This window comes from Geoalkalibacter ferrihydriticus DSM 17813 (genome assembly GCF_000820505.1).
Classification (GTDB): domain Bacteria; phylum Desulfobacterota; class Desulfuromonadia; order Desulfuromonadales; family Geoalkalibacteraceae; genus Geoalkalibacter; species Geoalkalibacter ferrihydriticus.
Window position 1 is genome coordinate 587,108 of record NZ_JWJD01000002.1, and the last position, 15,556, is coordinate 602,663.

Genomic DNA, 15,556 nt, shown 5'->3' on the forward strand with positions numbered 1-15,556 from the left:
CATATAATTGTCTGAAACTAATTGTCTTTTTTTTCTTCAGGCTGACCCTCGGCATCGGGCACCAAGGTCTCAGCAGGGCTCTCAGTTGAAGCCTCCGCGGCAGGCGCAGCGGCAACGGCTTTCACCGGCGATGATGCTTTGCGTGGCCGGGGAGTGAATTCTTCTTCCACCAACTCGATGATGGCCAGTGCTGCGTTATCTCCAGCGCGCGCCCCCAACTTGATGATGCGGGTGTAACCACCGGGTCGCTCTTGAAAACGAGGGCCGATGCGATCAAAAAGCTTTGCTACGACTTTTTTATCGTGGATGACCTGCAAAGCCTGACGCCGGGAATGGAGATCACCCCGCTTGCCGAGAGTAATCATCTTTTCAGCCAGCTTACGCAGTTCTTTGGCGCGAGCGTCCGTCGTGGTGATCCGGTCGTGGTCGAGCAAAGAGGTCACCATGTTGCGCAGCATCGCTCGGCGATGGCTGGAATTTCTGCCCAGCGTTCTTCCTGCTTTATTGTGACGCATTTCCCAAAATCCTCACTTTCTTAGTTGCGGTTCAATCAATCTTCCTCTTCGCCCTTCTGAATCATGCGCAGATACTCGGGGTCAGGAAAATTTTCCAACTTGATACCCAGAGACAGCCCCATCTCAGCGAGGATATCCTTAATTTCGTTGAGCGACTTACGACCGAAATTCTGGGTTTTGAGCATTTCGGCCTCGCTTCTCTGAACAAGGTCACCAATCAGTTCGATGTTGGCGTTTTTCAGACAGTTGGCCGCACGCACAGAAAGTTCAAGCTCATCGACGCTACGATAGAGATTTTCGTTGATCTTTTTACTTTCCTCTTCAACCTGCTCTTCAAGGGGTTCGTGCCCCTCCTCGAAGTTGATAAAGAGCTGAAGCTGCTCCTTGAGAATCTTGGCCGCGAAAGCCACCGCATCATCAGGACGCACGCTCCCATCAGTATGCACCTCAAGGACAAGCTTATCGTAGTCGGTAATCTGGCCGACACGAGCGTTGCTGACTGTAAAATTGACCTTTTTGATCGGCGTAAAAATCGAGTCGATGGGAATGGTACCCACCGGCGCTCTCTCATCACGGTTACGCTCGGCGGGCACATAGCCTTTGCCCATCCTGACCACCATATCGATTTCAAGATCAGCGTCGTCACCACAGGTAGCGATGTGATGCTCGGGGTCCATGATTTCGACATTGGAGTCAGTAATGATATCTCCGGCGGTAACGACACCCGCACCTTTTTTGACGATCCGCACATTGCGCGGCTCGTTGCCGTGCAGACGAAGACGCACACCTTTGAGGTTGAGAATGATCTCGGCAACATCCTCCGTCACACCGGGCGCGGACGAAAACTCATGGAGCACGCCTTTGATGCGCACGGAAGAGATCGCCGCCCCCTGCAATGAAGACAGCAGCACACGGCGCAGTGCGTTTCCAAGGGTCGTACCAAACCCGCGCTCAAACGGCTCAGCGGTAAACTTGCCGTAAGAATCGCTGAGGCTGTCCGACTCGACCTGCAGCCGCTTAGGCCGGATCAGGTCTCTCCAGTTTTTATACATTCCAATCCTCCCTTGCACGGTTATGACCGGAAAAGAAAACGGCCATTACTTGGAATAGAGCTCGACAACCAACTTCTCCTGGAATTCAGGAGTCGTAAGCTCTTCACGAACCGGCAGCGCTTTCAGACTGCCCTTGCAGGCAGCGCGATCCAGTTCGAGCCAAGAAGGGACGCCCCGGCGCATGACACCGTCAAGAGCTTCATTGATGCGCACGACCTGCTTGCTTTTCTCCCGCAGCTCGACGACATCGCCGGTACGCACCTGGTAGGATGGAATGTTCACCTTATGGCCATTGACCAAGAAGTGATTGTGCCGCACCAGTTGGCGGGCCTCATTACGCGAAGTGGCAAACCCGAGACGGTAGACAACACTGTCAAGGCGGCGCTCGAGCAGGACCAGCAGGTTCTCACCGGTGACCCCACGCATGCGATCGGCCTTGTCAAAGGTTGAGCGGAATTGCCCTTCAAGAAGACCATAAGTCCTCTTCAACTTTTGTTTTTCACGCAACTGAACACCGTAGTTGGACACTTTTATCCGCCCCTGCCCATGTTGACCAGGAGCATAGTTACGGCGCTCAACAGCGCATTTGTCAGTATGGCATCTGTCCCCTTTAAGGAACAGCTTCGTCGCTTCTCTACGGCAAAAGCGGCAGACAGAACCGGTATATCTGGCCAAGGTTCTTCCTCCTTCTGGGATTAAACTCTTCTACGTTTGGGAGGACGGCACCCATTGTGAGGAATGGGCGTAACATCCTTGATCATTGCAACACTGAACCCAGCGGCTTGCAATGCCCTTACAGCGGACTCACGGCCGGAACCGGGGCCCTTGACGTAAACCTCGACAGAACGCATACCATGCTCCTGTGCCTTCTTGGCGGCAGTTTCAGCCGCCATCTGCGCGGCAAAAGGAGTGCTTTTACGCGATCCTTTGAAACCCATACCGCCGGCAGTCGCCCAAGAGACCACGTTACCCGCCATGTCGGTGATGGTCACAATGGTATTATTAAAGGTGGCTTGAATATGCGCGACACCCTTGGCGATATTCTTCTTTTCCTGCTTTTTCTTAACCGTTTTTTTACCCGGCTTAGCCATGGTTCCTCCAATTATTTCTTCTTACCCGCGACCGTCTTCCGGGGTCCCTTGCGAGTCCGGGCGTTGGTCTTGGTCTTCTGTCCACGCACGGGCAATCCCCGGCGATGGCGCAAACCGCGATAACAGCCAAGGTCCATAAGGCGCTTGATATTCATGGTCACCTCACGGCGCAGATCACCCTCGACCCGACATTCGCGGTCGATGATTTCGCGGATCTTGGCAACCTCGGTTTCAGCAAGGTCATCGGAGCGGGTATCAGGACTGACTCCGGCCTTGGAAAGAATTTCGTTGGCAAGTGTTCTGCCAATCCCAAAAATGTAGGTCAGAGCGACCTCCATCCGCTTGTTGCGGGGCAAATCTATACCAGCAATACGTGCCAATGCTCGACCCTCCTGATCCTGTTAACCTTGTCTCTGTTTGTGCTTGGGATTTTCGCAGATGACGCGGATGATGCCTTGGCGCCGAATCACCTTGCATTTGTCGCACATGCGCTTCACCGAAGCTCGAACTTTCATTTCCTCTATCCTTATTCTGTCTAGGGTTTCGTACCGTTTTCCATAAACTCGCCGCCCCCGGGAAAATCCCCGGCTAGAGACGAGTGAGAACCTCTGCACCGTGCTCGGTAACCGCCACGGTATGTTCAAAATGCGCCGACGGAAATCCATCAACCGTCACAGCGGTCCAACCGTCAGACAAAATCCTTACCGCAGGGCCGCCGGCGTTTATCATCGGCTCTATGGCAAAGGTCATTCCGACCTTTAACCGAGGCCCCTGCCCTGGAGGTCCGAAGTTCGGTAACTGTGGCGACTCATGCAATTGGCGCCCAATACCGTGACCAACGAATTCACGCACAATGCTGAAACCCTGACCCTCGGCATAAGACTGAACGACATGCGAAATGTCAGACAGCCGCCCCCCCGCATTCGCTTTGTCTATCGCCAGACTAAGCGCTTTCTCAGTGGTCGCCAAAAGTCGCTCCTTGGCTGCGCCGACCGGTCCTACGGGGAGCGTGACGGCAGCATCCCCAAAAAACCCATCGAGAACGACGCCAAAATCAATACTGAGAATGTCTCCCTCGATCAACGGCTCAGAGGTTGGAAAACCATGCACAACCTTTTCGTTGGGAGAAGCGCAAATAGTAAAAGGAAAACCGCCATACCCCTTGAATGCGGGGCGGGCCTTCCTTTTCGTGCATTCATTTTCGGCAATCGCATCAAGCTCCAGCGTGGTCATACCAGGCCGAACCTTTTCTCGCAGCAGGGCGAGAATTTCGGCGACGACATTACCGGCCCGCCTCATGCGCTCTATTTCGTGCCGCGACTTGAGGGCGATCACGCCACTATTTCCGCACCAAACCGAGAATCTGCCCCTGCACCTCGTCGATGCCGGCCATGCCGTCAACCTCCTGAAGCAAACCCTTGTCACGATAATAACCGATCAGAGGGGCCGTCTGCTCACGGTACACCTTGAGTCGCCGGCGGATAGTCTCTTCCCGATCATCGTCGCGCTGCACCAGAGAGCCACCGCAAACGTCACAAATTCCAGCTGTGCCAGGCGGATCAAAGCGGACATGAAAGCCCTTACCGCAAGCAGAACAGGTGCGCCGCCCGGTCAAGCGCTCAACGAGCATCTCCTCATCCACCGTGAGCGAGACGACCGCGTCAAGATCCTTGCCCAACTCCGAAAGAACCTCACCGAGAGCGTCAGCCTGAGGCACGGTCCGCGGAAATCCATCCAGAATAAACCCGGGATCACAGTCAGATTCCTGAAGACGATCACCAACAATTCCAATGACCACCTCGTCGGGAACCAGCCCACCCTGATCCATGAACGCCTTGGCCTTAAGGCCCATATCCGTGCCCGCAGCCACCGCGGCCCTGAGAATATCACCGGTAGAAATTTGAGGAATCCCAAACCGCTCAGTCAGCATCTTGGCCTGAGTACCCTTGCCGGCTCCCGGCGGCCCAAGCAAAATCAGCTTCATAACAAAAACCCCTTACAGCCTAACCCTGGCGCCCCTTGAGCGTGACGCCCTTCATAAATCCCTCATAGGAGCGACTGACCAGGTGGGCTTCGATTTGAGAGGCGGTGTCCAGACCTACGGCGACAACGATCAACAGGGACGTTCCGCCAAAGAAGAAGGGAACGTTGAACTGACCGATCAGAATGGTCGGCAAAACGCAAACCGCTGAGACGTAAATAGCGCCAGCAAATGTAAGTCGCGACAAGACGGTGTCAAGAAAATCAGATGTCTCCTTGCCAGGTCGAATCCCCGGGACATACCCACCCTGCTTCTTCACGTTTTCGGCGACATCGACCGGGTTAAACGTGACAGCCGTGTAGAAATAGCAAAAGAAGACAATAAATGCAACATAAAAAATATTGTAGATTATATGGTCGGGACTCATCACCGATGCAATCCGCTGCACCCAAGGAAGATCAACCAAGCTTGCGACAGTGGCTGGGAACATAATAATGGAACTGGCGAAAATCGGTGGAATAACCCCGGCCATGTTGACCTTGAGCGGCAAGTGACTGGTCTGACCACCATAGTTGCGCATTCCGACCACACGTCGCGCATAGTGAATAGGGACTCGGCGCTGTCCGCGCTCCATGAAAACAATCGCCCAGACCACCGCCACCATCAACACCGCGATAAAGATCATCGCCATGGGCGAAAGAGCGCCGGTACGCAGCAGACGCAAGGTATTGACCAGAGCCGAAGGAATCATTGCGACAATACCGGCAAAGATGATCAGCGAAATGCCGTTGCCGATTCCACGCTCGGTGATTTGCTCGCCCAGCCACATGATAAAGGCCGTGCCGGCAGTCAGCGTCAGCACAGTAAGAAGCACAAAGCCGGTACCTGGATAAGAGACCACAAGCTCCCCGGCGGGGCCACGCATAGTTTGCAAACCAATGGCGATCCCCGTCCCCTGAATCACTGAGAGAACGATGGTGCCGTACCGGGTGTATTGCGTGATTTTTTTCTGACCCTGCTCACCCTCTTTAGAGAGTTTCTCAATGGGCTCATAAACCACCTTCAGCAACTGCAAAATAATCGAAGCGCTGATGTAGGGCATGATCCCCAGGGCGAAGACCGTCATTCGTTCCAAAGCCCCACCGGTGAAGGCACTCACCAAGCCAAGCAAAGTCCCCTCGGTTCCTTCAAAGAACCCAGCCAACACCTGGCTGTCGATCCCAGGGATGGGAATATGGCACCCGATCCGATAAACGACAAGAACTCCAAGAGTAAAAAGGATTCTACGCCGTAACTCTGGAATGCTGAAAATGTTCTGCAGGCTCGCGAACAATTTAGATCACCTCGGCTTTGCCGCCGGCTCCCTCAATTTTGACAAGGGCCGACTTGCTGAATTTATGGGCCTTAATGGTAAGGGATTTGCTCAACTCACCCTCGCCGAGAACCTTGATGCCGTCACCGACACGCTTGATCAACCCGGCCAGAATGAGAGCCTCGCCATCAACCACGGCGCCGGACTCAAAAACATCGAGTTGGCCGAGGTTTACCAAAGAGTAAACTTTCTTTTTCAAGGGGGTGAAGCCGCGTTTGGGGAGGCGTCTCTGAAGCGGCATCTGCCCACCCTCAAAACCTGCCTTTACACCGCCGCCGGAACGGGCGTTCTGCCCCTTATGTCCCTTGCCGGAGGTTTTCCCCGTACCGGATCCGTGTCCACGTCCAATTCTTTTTCGGTCTTTCGTCGAGCCCAAAGCGGGGCGCAATTCACTCAGATTCATATCCAGATGTCCTTAAGCTATTCTTCCACCACAACCATGTGGGAGACTTTACTGACCATACCGCGGATTTCCGGGGTGTCCTTGCGCACGACGGTCTGGTGAAGACGGGTCAGCCCCAGGCCGTGCAGAACTTGGGTGAAATATTGGTTGCGGCCGATACCGCTACGCTTAAGCGTAATTTTCAATTCGCCGGACATTGCAAAATCCCTCTCTCTGACCTATCAGGCTGTTTCTTCCACAGCAACGCCGCGTCGCGCCAGAATCGTCTCGGCGCTCTTGAGCTGAGACAGCGCATTGATAGTCGCCTTGACCACGTTGTGCGGGTTGTTGGAGCCAAGACACTTGGAAAGCACGTTCTCAACCCCAGCGGCCTCAAGAATGGCACGCGCAGCGCCACCGGCAATAACACCGGTACCCGCGGAAGCAGGCTTGAGCAGAACTTTTCCAGCGCCGAACTTACCGAGGACATCGAAGGGAATCGTCCCCTCTGCCATAGGCACCCGGATCAGATCCTTCTTGGCGCGCTCGACGCCTTTGCGGATAGCCTCGGGAACCTCCTTGGCCTTGCCCAAGCCAACACCGACATAGCCCTGGCCGTCGCCGACAACCACCAGCGCGGAAAAACTAAAGCGCCGTCCGCCTTTAACCACCTTGGCGTTCCGGTTGATATGGATAACCTTGTCGGTAAGATTCAATTCGTTCACATCAATGCGTTGCAAGGGCGTTCTCCTTTTCTAAAAAACAAGACCAGCTTCCCTCGCACTGTCAGCCAAAGCTTTGACGCGACCGTGATAGAGAAAACCATTCCTGTCAAAAACCACTTCCTTGATATCCTTCTCAAGAGCTTTCTCAGCGATGGCGCGACCGATGGCCTTGGCAGCCTCAACATTGCCCGTGGTGCCATGCCCTGCGACCAGATCCTTATTGAGGGTAGACACCGCCGCAAGGGTGGTCCCTGAATTATCTTCAATAATCTGGGCGTAAATGTGCTTGGCGCTGCGAAATATGCAAAGGCGCGGGCGCGCGGGCGCACCGACAACCTTGCGACGCACACGGTCTTTGCGCTTAAGCCGTGCCTTTCTTCTTTGCTGTGCGACGTTCACAACCGGTCTCCTTATACCAAAAGGTCGAGCATGAAGTTCCCTTATTTCTTGCCGGTCTTGCCGGCCTTGCGGACAATGTGCTCCTCGGCATACTTAATGCCCTTGCCGCGATAAGGTTCGGGGCCACGGAAAGAACGAATTTTTGCAGCCGTCGCACCGACAAGCTCCTTATCCACACCGCGTACGGTGATCTTGGTTTGCTTCTCGACTTCTGCCGAAATTCCCTCGGGAAGATTATATTCGACGGGATGCGAGTAACCAAGGGCAAGATTAAGAACATTGCCTTTCACATCAGCGCGATAGCCCACCCCATTAATTTCGAGAATCCGCTCGAACCCCTTGGTGACACCATCAACCATATTGGCGATCAAGGTACGGGTCAACCCCTGCATGGAGCGATCCTTGCCCTCGGCGCTGAGAGCTTGAACCTGAATGACTTCGCCCTCGACAGCTATATTGACATCCGCCGGCAAATTCCGGCTCAGGCGCCCTTTGGGGCCCTGCACACTAATAAGGCAACCGTCCAGAGAGATTTTAACTCCGGCCGGAATTTGGACAGGCAGTTTCCCAATCCGTGACATGGCATTCGACTCCTTGATTTCCCCTACCAGATAGTACAGATGAGTTCGCCACCGACCCTGGCCTCGCGGGCAGCGACATCGCTGAGAACCCCCTGAGACGTAGAAAGGATAGCGGCGCCCAAGCCATTCTTTATACGGGGAATCTCTTCATTGCCCACATAAACACGACGGCCGGGAGTGGAGATACGCTTAATTTCATGAATGACATGGGTGTTGCTCTCATCAAACTTGAGATAGATTCGAAGAACACCCTGCTTGTCGTCGCTCATGACTTTGAAATTCTTAATATACCCGAGTTCCTTCAATGTGTTGGCAATAGCTACCTTGACGTTGGAGGAAGGCAAATCAAGTTTTGGATGTCTGGCCCGCCCGGCATTGCGAATGCGGGTCAGAAGATCTGCGATAGGATCGGTCATTGACATAAGATTGCTCCTTGAAGCCCTACCAGCTGGACTTGATAACGCCGGGGATCTTCCCTTCGGACGCCATCTTGCGCAGGCAAATACGACACATCTTGAACTTACGATAGTAAGCGCGCGGGCGGCCGCAAAGGGGACAGCGGTTGTAGTCGCGCACTTTAAATTTACTTGGCCTACTGGCCTTGATCATCATAGATTTTTTGGCCACAACGTCCTCCGATCGTCGAAAAGCTTATTTCCTGAAAGGCATGCCCATCGCGAAGAGAAGCTGGCGCGCTTCTTCATCCGAGGGGGCCGTCGTCACGATAGTAACGTTGAGGCCTTTCACTTTAGCGATTTTATCAATATCAATTTCGGGAAAAATGATCTGCTCACGAATCCCGAGGGTGTAATTGCCCCTGCCGTCGAACGCTTTAGGCGACACGCCTTTGAAATCGCGCACGCGGGGAAGGGCAACGTTGATGAGACGATCGAGGAACTCGTAGGCTTTTTCGCGACGCAGGGTGACCATACAACCGATGGGCATGTCTTCGCGCAGTTTGAACCCGGCTATCGAGTTTTTAGCCCGGGTAATTACCGCCTTCTGCCCGGCCATGCGGGTGAGTTCCTCCACGGCCGATTCCAGGATCTTGGGGTTTTGAATGGCTTCCCCGAGTCCCATGTTGATTACCACCTTAACGACGCGGGGAACTTCCATGACGCTGCGGTACTGGAATTCCTTCATCAATTTAGGGGCAATTTCTGTACTAAACAGTTCCTTCAGCCTGGCCATGGAATGAATCTCCCTTACTTATCTACAATTTCGTTGCATTTTTTGCAGAATCGCGCCTTGCTGCCGTCGTCGAGAAGACGTTTTCCGGTGCGGCTGGGCTTGGCACAGCCAGGGCACACCAGCATAACGTTTGCCGCCTGAATGGCCGCCTCTTTTTCGACGATACCACCCTCCCCCTGCCCGGCACGTGGGCGGGTATGGCGCTTAACAACGTTAAGGTTCTCAACAATCAACCGGCCCTTCTCGGGAAAAACCCGTTGGACCTTTCCGGTTTTGCCACGATCTTTGCCTGTTGTTATCATGACCATGTCGTTTTTTCTGACATGCATTTTATTTGTTGCCATGGCTATTGCTCTCCACTTTGTTCCTGGCGGGGATTAAAGGACTTCCGGTGCCAGGGAAACGATCTTCATAAACTGCCGGGCCCGCAGTTCGCGCGCCACCGGCCCGAAAATACGCGTCCCGACAGGTTCACCGGCTGCGTTCACAACGACCGCCGAATTATTATCGAAGCGAATGTATGATCCGTCCGGGCGCCCGACTTCCTTGGCGGTACGAACGATCACGGCGCGAACAACATCACCTTTTTTAACTTTAGAATTCGGAAGAGCTTCCTTAACCGAACAAATGATGATATCGCCGATTCCGGCATATTTTCTTTTGGAGCCACCAATAACTTTAATGCAGCACAGTTTCCGGGCACCGGAATTGTCTGCCACATCAAGCATGGTCTGCATCTGAATCATGGCTCTTATCTCCTAGACGTTCGTGGTCTTTACAAGGATTTGGCGTACCGCCCAGCACTTATCTCTGGAGAGAGGGCGAGACTCGACGATCAGCACTTTGTCGCCGATTTGGCAACTGTTCTGCTCGTCGTGGGCCTTACAGGTCACCTTGCGCTTGATATATTTTTGATAAACGGGATGTTTTACCACCTGGTCCACGCGCACCACGACAGTCTTGTCCATTTTGTCGCTGACCACAACCCCGATGCGGGTTTTTCTATTTCCACGCTGCTTTGTCATAACCTGTATCGCTCCCGTTTATCCCTGTTTCTGCGCCAGAACCGTCTTGACCCGAGCGATGTCCTTCTTAACCTGAGAGATCCTGGAAGATTTCTCCAGATGCCCGGTATGAAGCTGAAATCGCAGGTTGAACAATTCCTGGCTAAGTTCGGCGTTTTTCTTCTCAAGCTCTGCAATGCCGAGCCCTCTCAAATCGCTACCCTTCATTGCCGGCCACCTCCCTGGCGAGAAACTTGGTTTTCATCGGAAGCTTATGCGCGGCAAGTCGAAAGGCCTCGCGCGCGTCTTCCTCACGCACGCCCTGCATTTCATAAAGAATCAACCCAGGGCGCACAACCGCCACCCAGGTCTCCGGAGACCCTTTACCCTTACCCATGCGGGTCTCAGCGGGCTTTTTGGTCAGCGGTTTGTGGGGGAAAACCCGTATCCAGATCTTGCCGCCACGTTTGACATACCGGGTCATCGCACGACGAGCAGCTTCGATCTGGCGGGAGGTCAACCAACCACACTCAACCGCCTGTAAACCGAAGTCGCCGAAATTGAGATCGGTCCCCCGGTCGGCCGCCCCTTTCATGCGACCTTTTTGTTGCTTTCTATATTTAACCTTCTTGGGCATTAACATGACGGCTTACTCCTGAAAAACCGATTATGATTGCTGCGCTTGCGAGAGGACTTCGCCTTTGAAGATCAAAACCTTAACACCGATGATACCGTAAGTGGTTTTGGCTTCGGCAAATCCATAATCAATATTCGCGCGCAGGGTATGCAGAGGAACGCGCCCCTCACGGTACCATTCGGTGCGGCTCATTTCCGCCCCGCCCAAACGACCGGAGCAGTTGATCTTGATGCCCTGGGCACCGAATTTGAGTGCCTGGCTAACGCTCTTTTTCATGGCTCGCCGAAAGGCGACGCGTCTTTCAAGCTGCAAAGCGACATTTTCGGCGACAAGCTGGGCGTCAATTTCAGGCTTGCGAACTTCCTGAATGTTGATGAAGACTTCCTTGTCCGTCAGCTTTCCAAGCTCTTTCTTGAGCGCTTCAACCTCAGAGCCTTTTTTGCCGATGATAATTCCGGGGCGCGCGGCAAAAATATTGATCTTAGCTTTATTGGCTGCCCGCTCAATCTCAATCTTGGAAATGCCGGCGTGATACAAGCGTTTCTTCAAGTATCCGCGCAGTTTATGATCTTCATGAACGAGATCGGCATAATTATTTTCCGCGTACCAACGCGAATCCCAGGTGCGAATAACACCCAGACGGAAGCCTACGGGATGAACTTTCTGACCCAAGCTGTCACCTCCTCTTATCGTTTATTTCAGGCCGAGTACGACCGTGATATGGCTAGTAGGTTTGCGAATGCGACTTGCACGGCCCATGGCTCGTGGCAGGAATCGTTTTAACACCGGCCCCTGGTCGACAAAAATCTCTTTAACAAAGAGCCGATCAACATCAGATGCCCCCTTCTGCTCGGCATTGGCAACGGCCGACGCGACGACCCCGGAGACGATGCCGGCAGCTTTCTGCGGGCTGAATTTCAATACATTGAACGCATCCTGCACGTTGCGGCCACGTATCAGGTCGACGACAAGGCGCGCTTTTTGCGCGGACAGTCGTGCATATCTCAATTTAGCACTGGCTTCCATGGATCTTGGCTCCTATTAAAAATTCCTACTTCTTTTTACCTTTGCCCTTTTTGTCGGCGCCGTGCCCGAAATAAGTGCGGGTGGGGGCGAATTCACCCAGTTTATGACCGACCATGTTCTCGGTAATAAACACTGGGATGAATTTTTTGCCGTTATGCACAGCAAAGGTGTGACCGACAAATTCGGGAATAACCGTCGAGCGGCGGGACCAGGTTTTGATAACCGATTTGCGGGTGGTGCCGCCCTCGAGGTCAACCTTGCGCAGGAGACACTCCTGCACGTAAGGACCTTTTTTAATTGATCTTGCCACTTGCGACTCCTATCAGGAACAGATGCAGTTATTTGCGCTTGCGAACAATGAAGCGGTCGGTGCGCTTGTTCACGCGGGTTTTGTAGCCTTTAGTAGGAACGCCCCAAGGAGTAACCGGGTGACGCCCGCCGGAGCTCTTACCCTCGCCGCCGCCGTGCGGATGATCGACGGGATTCATTGCGACACCGCGAGTCTGCGGGCGCTTCCCGAGCCAACGGTTCCGGCCGGCCTTGCCGATCTTGACGTTTTCATGGTCCGTGTTGCCGACCTGGCCGATAGTGGCACAGCATTCCTGCAAAACCAGGCGGACTTCGCCAGAAGGAAGTCGCAACTGCGCATATTTGCCTTCCTTTGCGGCAAGCATGGCATAGGTACCGGCGCTGCGCGCGAGCTGCCCACCCTTGCCGACACGAAGCTCGACGTTGTGCACCCAGGTGCCGAGCGGGATCGCACGAATGCTCATGGCGTTCCCGGGCTTAATGTCCGCATTGTCGCTGGCAACCACCTGATCGCCGACATTGATCCCCAGAGGGGCAAGAATATAGCGCTTTTCACCGTCAGCATACTGAAGCAGGGCGATGCGCGAGGAACGGTTCGGATCGTACTCGATGGACGCAACCCGAGCCGGTATCTCCTTCTTGTCACGCCGAAAGTCGATGATCCGAAACCTGCGCTTATGACCACCGCCGGTGTGGCGCTTGGTAATACGACCATGGTTGTTTCGGCCGCCGCTTTTTTTAAGCGGCGCCACAAGCGACTTTTCAGGTGTCGTCTTGGTGATGTCCTCATACGAGGACGAACTCATGTGACGCCGGCCCGGCGAGGTCGGCTTGAATTTCTTGATTGCCATTATTGCGACTCCATGAATTGAGCTAAAACCAGATTAAACGCCGAAAAAGTCGATATTGCTTCCCTCTTCGAGGGTCACATAGGCCTTTTTCCGGTTGGCTCGTTTGCCAATGACAGCACCGCGCCGCTTGACCTTTCCGGCTATCTGAACGGTATTGACGTTCTTGACTTTGACATCGAACGCCTTTTCAACCGCCTGCTTGATCTCGATCTTGTTGGCAGCCCGCTCAACCTCGAAAACCACCACCTGACCGACCTCTTTCTGCAGGCTGGTCTTTTCGGTGATCAAGGGCTTGCGGATGATCTGATGCAAAGCTTTCATATCTGCAACGCTCCTTCCAACTGCGAAACGGCGCCCTCGGTCAGAACCAGATGGCGATGTTTCATCAGATCGTAAACATTGACACCTTCGGCACGCAATACTTTGACCGAAGGAAGATTACGCGCGGAAAGCTCCACGACCGGATTCGCCTCGTCAATAACCACCAGCGCACCGTCAAGCTCAAAGCGCTTCAGCACATCCGCAAAGGCCTTGGTGCTGATTTTTTCTAGCTCGATAGCCGAGAGAACCGTCATACGCTCTTCTTTGAAGCGCGCCGAAAGCGCACAACGCAAAGCGGCCTTTTTGACCTTGCGGTTGAGCTTGAACTGATAATCACGGGGCTTAGGCCCAAACGCTGTACCGCCTCCCACAAAGTGAGGCGCACGAATCGTACCCTGCCGCGCATTACCAGTGCCCTTTTGACGATAGGGCTTTTTGCCGCCGCCGGACACTTCGCTGCGCCCCTTGGTTTTGGCAGTGCCTTGCCGCCAGGATGCACGCTGATAACGCACCATCTGGTGAATCAGGTGCTCCTTAACGTCAGCATTGAAAATATCGTCTGAAATCTCGAGATCTGAGACTTTGTTTTTATTGATGTCAAAAACCGGAACAGTTGCCATTGCCTTTCTCCCCAATCCTTCGTCGATTTATTTGGTTTTGATGCCCTGACGGATCGCCACCACGCTGTTCTTGGGACCGGGAATAGCACCTTTAATAAGAAGCAGATTCTGCTCCGGGCGAATCTCCACAATCTGCAGATTCTGGGTGGTCACCCGCTTATTGCCCATTTGACCGGCCATTTTCTTGCCTTTGAACACTCGCGACGGCCAAGCGCTGGCGCCGATGGCACCAGGCGAGCGATGAAACATGGAGCCGTGAGTCGCGCGGCCGCCGGCAAAATTCCAGCGCTTGATAACCCCCTGAAAACCCTTGCCCTTGCTGACACCGCAGACATCCACGATATCGCCAGGAGCAAAAATGTCGCAAGTGATCTGATCGCCGGGCTTGAAGTCATCGACATTTTCGACACCGACTTCACGCAGACAGCTGAAAGCGCCCTGCCCAACCTTTTTGAAGTGCCCCATCATCGGCTTGTTAACCCGTGCGGCATTCTTGGCACCGAAGCCGACCTGCAGAGCATTATAACCGTCGCTATCCACGGTCTTCTTTTGCACGACCACGCAAGGTCCAGCCTCCACAACAGTCACCGCGATGCGACGACCATCCGCCGCAAACACCTGGGTCATGCCCAGTTTTTTACCGAGAATTTCCTTGCTCATAGCATTTACCCTATTCAAGAGCCGATTTGTATTTAAAGCTTGATTTCGACATCGACGCCGGCCGAGAGGTCGAGCTTCATGAGCGCATCAACAGTCTGCTGTGTCGGCTCAAGGATATCGAGAAGTCGCTTATGGGTGCGAATCTCAAACTGCTCCCGGCTTTTTTTGTCCACGTGGGGTCCACGCAAAACACAATACTTATTAATGACCGTGGGCAGAGGGATCGGCCCGGCAACCCGCGCACCAGTCCGCTTGGCGGTGTCGACGATTTCCGATACAGAAAGATCAAGCAGTTTATGATCGTAAGCCTTAAGACGAATTCTAATTTTCTGGCTGGGCATGAGAGCGTCCTCTATTACTCAATAATGTCGCTGACGACTCCGGCGCCGACAGTGCGGCCACCTTCACGAATCGCAAAGCGCAGTTCTTTGTCCATGGCGATGGGAGTGATCAGGTTGACGNATAATGTCGCTGACGACTCCGGCGCCGACAGTGCGGCCACCTTCACGAATCGCAAAGCGCAGTTCTTTGTCCATGGCGATGGGAGTGATCAGGTTGACGTTCATGGCGATATTGTCGCCGGGCATCACCATCTCGACTCCCTCGGGCAGCTCCACAATACCGGTCACATCGGTGGTCCGGAAGTAAAACTGGGGACGATAGCCCTTGAAGAACGGCGTATGGCGCCCACCCTCTTCCTTGGTCAGAATATAGGCTTCGGCCTTGAATTTGGTGTGCGGCTTGATCGAACCGGGCTTGGCCAAAACCTGCCCACGCTCGACGTCCTCGCGCTTGACGCCGCGCAGCAGAATCCCCACATTGTCGCCGGCCTGACCCTG

32 protein-coding genes are annotated in these 15,556 nt (G+C 53.9%); all 32 read right to left on the reverse strand.

The annotated features are described in order from the left end of the window. Positions 1-17 precede the first annotated feature (17 nt). The gene (rplQ, locus tag GFER_RS08840; protein ID WP_040098450.1) at positions 18-515 is read right to left on the reverse strand and encodes a 50S ribosomal protein L17; all 498 of its coding nucleotides are present in this window, start codon (positions 513-515) and stop codon (positions 18-20) included. A 35-nt stretch (positions 516-550) separates the two neighbouring features. Next, on the reverse strand, positions 551-1,567 hold the full coding sequence (locus GFER_RS08845) for a DNA-directed RNA polymerase subunit alpha (protein ID WP_040098452.1): 1,017 nt from the start codon (positions 1,565-1,567) through the stop codon (positions 551-553). 45 nt (positions 1,568-1,612) lie between these two features. After that, positions 1,613-2,242 (reverse strand): 30S ribosomal protein S4, encoded by a 630-nt coding sequence (gene rpsD, locus GFER_RS08850; protein ID WP_040098455.1) that lies wholly within the window; start codon positions 2,240-2,242, stop codon positions 1,613-1,615. A gap of 20 nt (positions 2,243-2,262) precedes the next feature. Continuing rightward, the gene (gene rpsK, locus GFER_RS08855) at positions 2,263-2,658 is read right to left on the reverse strand and encodes a 30S ribosomal protein S11 (RefSeq protein ID WP_040098457.1); all 396 of its coding nucleotides are present in this window, start codon (positions 2,656-2,658) and stop codon (positions 2,263-2,265) included. Positions 2,659-2,669: 11 nt separating this feature from the next. Continuing rightward, entirely contained in the window at positions 2,670-3,038 is a 369-nt protein-coding gene (gene rpsM, locus GFER_RS08860) for a 30S ribosomal protein S13 (protein WP_040098459.1), read from the reverse strand. A gap of 21 nt (positions 3,039-3,059) precedes the next feature. Then, positions 3,060-3,173: a 50S ribosomal protein L36 gene (rpmJ, locus tag GFER_RS08865; protein ID WP_040098462.1), complete on the reverse strand. Its 114-nt coding sequence runs from the start codon at positions 3,171-3,173 to the stop codon at positions 3,060-3,062. A gap of 73 nt (positions 3,174-3,246) precedes the next feature. Next, positions 3,247-3,993 carry a type I methionyl aminopeptidase gene (gene map, locus GFER_RS08870; protein WP_040098464.1) on the reverse strand — a complete coding sequence of 249 codons (747 nt, stop codon included), beginning with the start codon at positions 3,991-3,993 and terminating at the stop codon, positions 3,247-3,249. Positions 3,994-3,997: 4 nt separating this feature from the next. Continuing rightward, complete coding sequence (locus GFER_RS08875; RefSeq protein WP_040098466.1) at positions 3,998-4,642, reverse strand: adenylate kinase; 645 nt, start codon at positions 4,640-4,642, stop codon at positions 3,998-4,000. 19 nt (positions 4,643-4,661) lie between these two features. Next, positions 4,662-5,972 carry a preprotein translocase subunit SecY gene (gene secY, locus GFER_RS08880; protein WP_040098468.1) on the reverse strand — a complete coding sequence of 437 codons (1,311 nt, stop codon included), beginning with the start codon at positions 5,970-5,972 and terminating at the stop codon, positions 4,662-4,664. Position 5,973: 1 nt separating this feature from the next. Next, positions 5,974-6,414, reverse strand: coding sequence for a 50S ribosomal protein L15 (gene rplO / locus GFER_RS08885; RefSeq protein ID WP_040098470.1), 441 nt, complete (start codon positions 6,412-6,414; stop codon positions 5,974-5,976). Positions 6,415-6,431: 17 nt separating this feature from the next. Next, positions 6,432-6,611: a 50S ribosomal protein L30 gene (rpmD, locus tag GFER_RS08890; RefSeq protein ID WP_040098472.1), complete on the reverse strand. Its 180-nt coding sequence runs from the start codon at positions 6,609-6,611 to the stop codon at positions 6,432-6,434. 24 nt (positions 6,612-6,635) lie between these two features. Next, the gene (rpsE, locus tag GFER_RS08895) at positions 6,636-7,133 is read right to left on the reverse strand and encodes a 30S ribosomal protein S5 (RefSeq protein WP_040098475.1); all 498 of its coding nucleotides are present in this window, start codon (positions 7,131-7,133) and stop codon (positions 6,636-6,638) included. Between the two features lie 15 nt (positions 7,134-7,148). Further along, the gene (rplR, locus tag GFER_RS08900) at positions 7,149-7,517 is read right to left on the reverse strand and encodes a 50S ribosomal protein L18 (protein WP_040098477.1); all 369 of its coding nucleotides are present in this window, start codon (positions 7,515-7,517) and stop codon (positions 7,149-7,151) included. Positions 7,518-7,558: 41 nt separating this feature from the next. Next, positions 7,559-8,098: a 50S ribosomal protein L6 gene (gene rplF, locus GFER_RS08905; protein WP_040098478.1), complete on the reverse strand. Its 540-nt coding sequence runs from the start codon at positions 8,096-8,098 to the stop codon at positions 7,559-7,561. A 23-nt stretch (positions 8,099-8,121) separates the two neighbouring features. Next, positions 8,122-8,520 (reverse strand): 30S ribosomal protein S8, encoded by a 399-nt coding sequence (rpsH, locus tag GFER_RS08910; protein WP_040098479.1) that lies wholly within the window; start codon positions 8,518-8,520, stop codon positions 8,122-8,124. Between the two features lie 19 nt (positions 8,521-8,539). Next, positions 8,540-8,725: a type Z 30S ribosomal protein S14 gene (locus GFER_RS18225; RefSeq protein ID WP_074669454.1), complete on the reverse strand. Its 186-nt coding sequence runs from the start codon at positions 8,723-8,725 to the stop codon at positions 8,540-8,542. A 24-nt stretch (positions 8,726-8,749) separates the two neighbouring features. After that, positions 8,750-9,289, reverse strand: coding sequence for a 50S ribosomal protein L5 (gene rplE / locus GFER_RS08915; RefSeq protein WP_040098481.1), 540 nt, complete (start codon positions 9,287-9,289; stop codon positions 8,750-8,752). Between the two features lie 14 nt (positions 9,290-9,303). After that, entirely contained in the window at positions 9,304-9,633 is a 330-nt protein-coding gene (gene rplX / locus GFER_RS08920; protein ID WP_040098484.1) for a 50S ribosomal protein L24, read from the reverse strand. A gap of 33 nt (positions 9,634-9,666) precedes the next feature. Next, the gene (rplN, locus tag GFER_RS08925; RefSeq protein ID WP_040098486.1) at positions 9,667-10,035 is read right to left on the reverse strand and encodes a 50S ribosomal protein L14; all 369 of its coding nucleotides are present in this window, start codon (positions 10,033-10,035) and stop codon (positions 9,667-9,669) included. A gap of 12 nt (positions 10,036-10,047) precedes the next feature. Beyond that, a complete protein-coding gene (gene rpsQ / locus GFER_RS08930) occupies positions 10,048-10,314 on the reverse strand; it encodes a 30S ribosomal protein S17 (protein ID WP_040098488.1) in 267 nt (88 codons plus the stop codon). 18 nt (positions 10,315-10,332) lie between these two features. Continuing rightward, the gene (rpmC, locus tag GFER_RS08935) at positions 10,333-10,521 is read right to left on the reverse strand and encodes a 50S ribosomal protein L29 (protein ID WP_040098490.1); all 189 of its coding nucleotides are present in this window, start codon (positions 10,519-10,521) and stop codon (positions 10,333-10,335) included. Further along, positions 10,511-10,936 (reverse strand): 50S ribosomal protein L16, encoded by a 426-nt coding sequence (gene rplP / locus GFER_RS08940; protein ID WP_040098492.1) that lies wholly within the window; start codon positions 10,934-10,936, stop codon positions 10,511-10,513. Before rplP ends, rpmC begins: the two co-directional genes overlap by 11 nt. A 24-nt stretch (positions 10,937-10,960) precedes the next feature. Further along, positions 10,961-11,602, reverse strand: coding sequence for a 30S ribosomal protein S3 (gene rpsC / locus GFER_RS08945; protein WP_040098495.1), 642 nt, complete (start codon positions 11,600-11,602; stop codon positions 10,961-10,963). Between the two features lie 21 nt (positions 11,603-11,623). Continuing rightward, on the reverse strand, positions 11,624-11,956 hold the full coding sequence (gene rplV, locus GFER_RS08950) for a 50S ribosomal protein L22 (protein ID WP_040098496.1): 333 nt from the start codon (positions 11,954-11,956) through the stop codon (positions 11,624-11,626). A gap of 25 nt (positions 11,957-11,981) precedes the next feature. Beyond that, the gene (rpsS, locus tag GFER_RS08955; RefSeq protein ID WP_040098497.1) at positions 11,982-12,266 is read right to left on the reverse strand and encodes a 30S ribosomal protein S19; all 285 of its coding nucleotides are present in this window, start codon (positions 12,264-12,266) and stop codon (positions 11,982-11,984) included. 28 nt (positions 12,267-12,294) lie between these two features. Next, on the reverse strand, positions 12,295-13,116 hold the full coding sequence (rplB, locus tag GFER_RS08960) for a 50S ribosomal protein L2 (RefSeq protein WP_040098498.1): 822 nt from the start codon (positions 13,114-13,116) through the stop codon (positions 12,295-12,297). 33 nt (positions 13,117-13,149) lie between these two features. Continuing rightward, a complete protein-coding gene (gene rplW, locus GFER_RS08965) occupies positions 13,150-13,437 on the reverse strand; it encodes a 50S ribosomal protein L23 (RefSeq protein ID WP_040098500.1) in 288 nt (95 codons plus the stop codon). Continuing rightward, entirely contained in the window at positions 13,434-14,057 is a 624-nt protein-coding gene (rplD, locus tag GFER_RS08970) for a 50S ribosomal protein L4 (protein ID WP_040098501.1), read from the reverse strand. Before rplD ends, rplW begins: the two co-directional genes overlap by 4 nt. Before the next feature lie 27 nt (positions 14,058-14,084). Next, positions 14,085-14,717, reverse strand: coding sequence for a 50S ribosomal protein L3 (gene rplC, locus GFER_RS08975; protein ID WP_040098503.1), 633 nt, complete (start codon positions 14,715-14,717; stop codon positions 14,085-14,087). A gap of 32 nt (positions 14,718-14,749) precedes the next feature. After that, a complete protein-coding gene (gene rpsJ / locus GFER_RS08980; protein ID WP_040098505.1) occupies positions 14,750-15,058 on the reverse strand; it encodes a 30S ribosomal protein S10 in 309 nt (102 codons plus the stop codon). Between the two features lie 14 nt (positions 15,059-15,072). After that, on the reverse strand, positions 15,073-15,153 hold the full coding sequence (locus GFER_RS19765; protein WP_082047987.1) for an EF-Tu C-terminal domain-related protein: 81 nt from the start codon (positions 15,151-15,153) through the stop codon (positions 15,073-15,075). After that, positions 15,122-15,556, reverse strand: a 435-nt coding sequence (locus tag GFER_RS08985; RefSeq protein WP_040098507.1) for an EF-Tu C-terminal domain-related protein, incomplete at its 5' end; no start/stop codon positions are given. The genes GFER_RS19765 and GFER_RS08985, both read right to left, overlap by 32 nt.

Excerpts from the sequence above, each read along its gene's own strand:
- GFER_RS08845 (WP_040098452.1), bottom strand. The coding sequence starts at position 1,567 with ATGTATAAAAACTGGAGAGACCTGATCCGGCCTAAGCGGCTGCAGGTC.
- rplD (WP_040098501.1), bottom strand. The coding sequence starts at position 14,057 with ATGGCAACTGTTCCGGTTTTTGACATCAATAAAAACAAAGTCTCAGAT.
- rpmD (WP_040098472.1), bottom strand. The coding sequence starts at position 6,611 with ATGTCCGGCGAATTGAAAATTACGCTTAAGCGTAGCGGTATCGGCCGC.
- GFER_RS19765 (WP_082047987.1), bottom strand. The coding sequence starts at position 15,153 with ATGGACAAAGAACTGCGCTTTGCGATTCGTGAAGGTGGCCGCACTGTC.
- rpmJ (WP_040098462.1), bottom strand. The coding sequence starts at position 3,173 with ATGAAAGTTCGAGCTTCGGTGAAGCGCATGTGCGACAAATGCAAGGTG.
- rplV (WP_040098496.1), bottom strand. The coding sequence starts at position 11,956 with ATGGAAGCCAGTGCTAAATTGAGATATGCACGACTGTCCGCGCAAAAA.
- rplP (WP_040098492.1), bottom strand. The coding sequence starts at position 10,936 with ATGTTAATGCCCAAGAAGGTTAAATATAGAAAGCAACAAAAAGGTCGC.
- rpsQ (WP_040098488.1), bottom strand. The coding sequence starts at position 10,314 with ATGACAAAGCAGCGTGGAAATAGAAAAACCCGCATCGGGGTTGTGGTC.
- rplE (WP_040098481.1), bottom strand. The coding sequence starts at position 9,289 with ATGGCCAGGCTGAAGGAACTGTTTAGTACAGAAATTGCCCCTAAATTG.
- rplF (WP_040098478.1), bottom strand. The coding sequence starts at position 8,098 with ATGTCACGGATTGGGAAACTGCCTGTCCAAATTCCGGCCGGAGTTAAA.
- rplO (WP_040098470.1), bottom strand. The coding sequence starts at position 6,414 with ATGAATCTGAGTGAATTGCGCCCCGCTTTGGGCTCGACGAAAGACCGA.
- rplW (WP_040098500.1), bottom strand. The coding sequence starts at position 13,437 with ATGAAAGCTTTGCATCAGATCATCCGCAAGCCCTTGATCACCGAAAAG.
- rplX (WP_040098484.1), bottom strand. The coding sequence starts at position 9,633 with ATGGCAACAAATAAAATGCATGTCAGAAAAAACGACATGGTCATGATA.
- rpmC (WP_040098490.1), bottom strand. The coding sequence starts at position 10,521 with ATGAAGGGTAGCGATTTGAGAGGGCTCGGCATTGCAGAGCTTGAGAAG.
- rpsH (WP_040098479.1), bottom strand. The coding sequence starts at position 8,520 with ATGTCAATGACCGATCCTATCGCAGATCTTCTGACCCGCATTCGCAAT.
- rpsJ (WP_040098505.1), bottom strand. The coding sequence starts at position 15,058 with ATGCCCAGCCAGAAAATTAGAATTCGTCTTAAGGCTTACGATCATAAA.
- GFER_RS08875 (WP_040098466.1), bottom strand. The coding sequence starts at position 4,642 with ATGAAGCTGATTTTGCTTGGGCCGCCGGGAGCCGGCAAGGGTACTCAG.
- rplC (WP_040098503.1), bottom strand. The coding sequence starts at position 14,717 with ATGAGCAAGGAAATTCTCGGTAAAAAACTGGGCATGACCCAGGTGTTT.
- rpsK (WP_040098457.1), bottom strand. The coding sequence starts at position 2,658 with ATGGCTAAGCCGGGTAAAAAAACGGTTAAGAAAAAGCAGGAAAAGAAG.
- rplQ (WP_040098450.1), bottom strand. The coding sequence starts at position 515 with ATGCGTCACAATAAAGCAGGAAGAACGCTGGGCAGAAATTCCAGCCAT.
- rplN (WP_040098486.1), bottom strand. The coding sequence starts at position 10,035 with ATGATTCAGATGCAGACCATGCTTGATGTGGCAGACAATTCCGGTGCC.
- rplB (WP_040098498.1), bottom strand. The coding sequence starts at position 13,116 with ATGGCAATCAAGAAATTCAAGCCGACCTCGCCGGGCCGGCGTCACATG.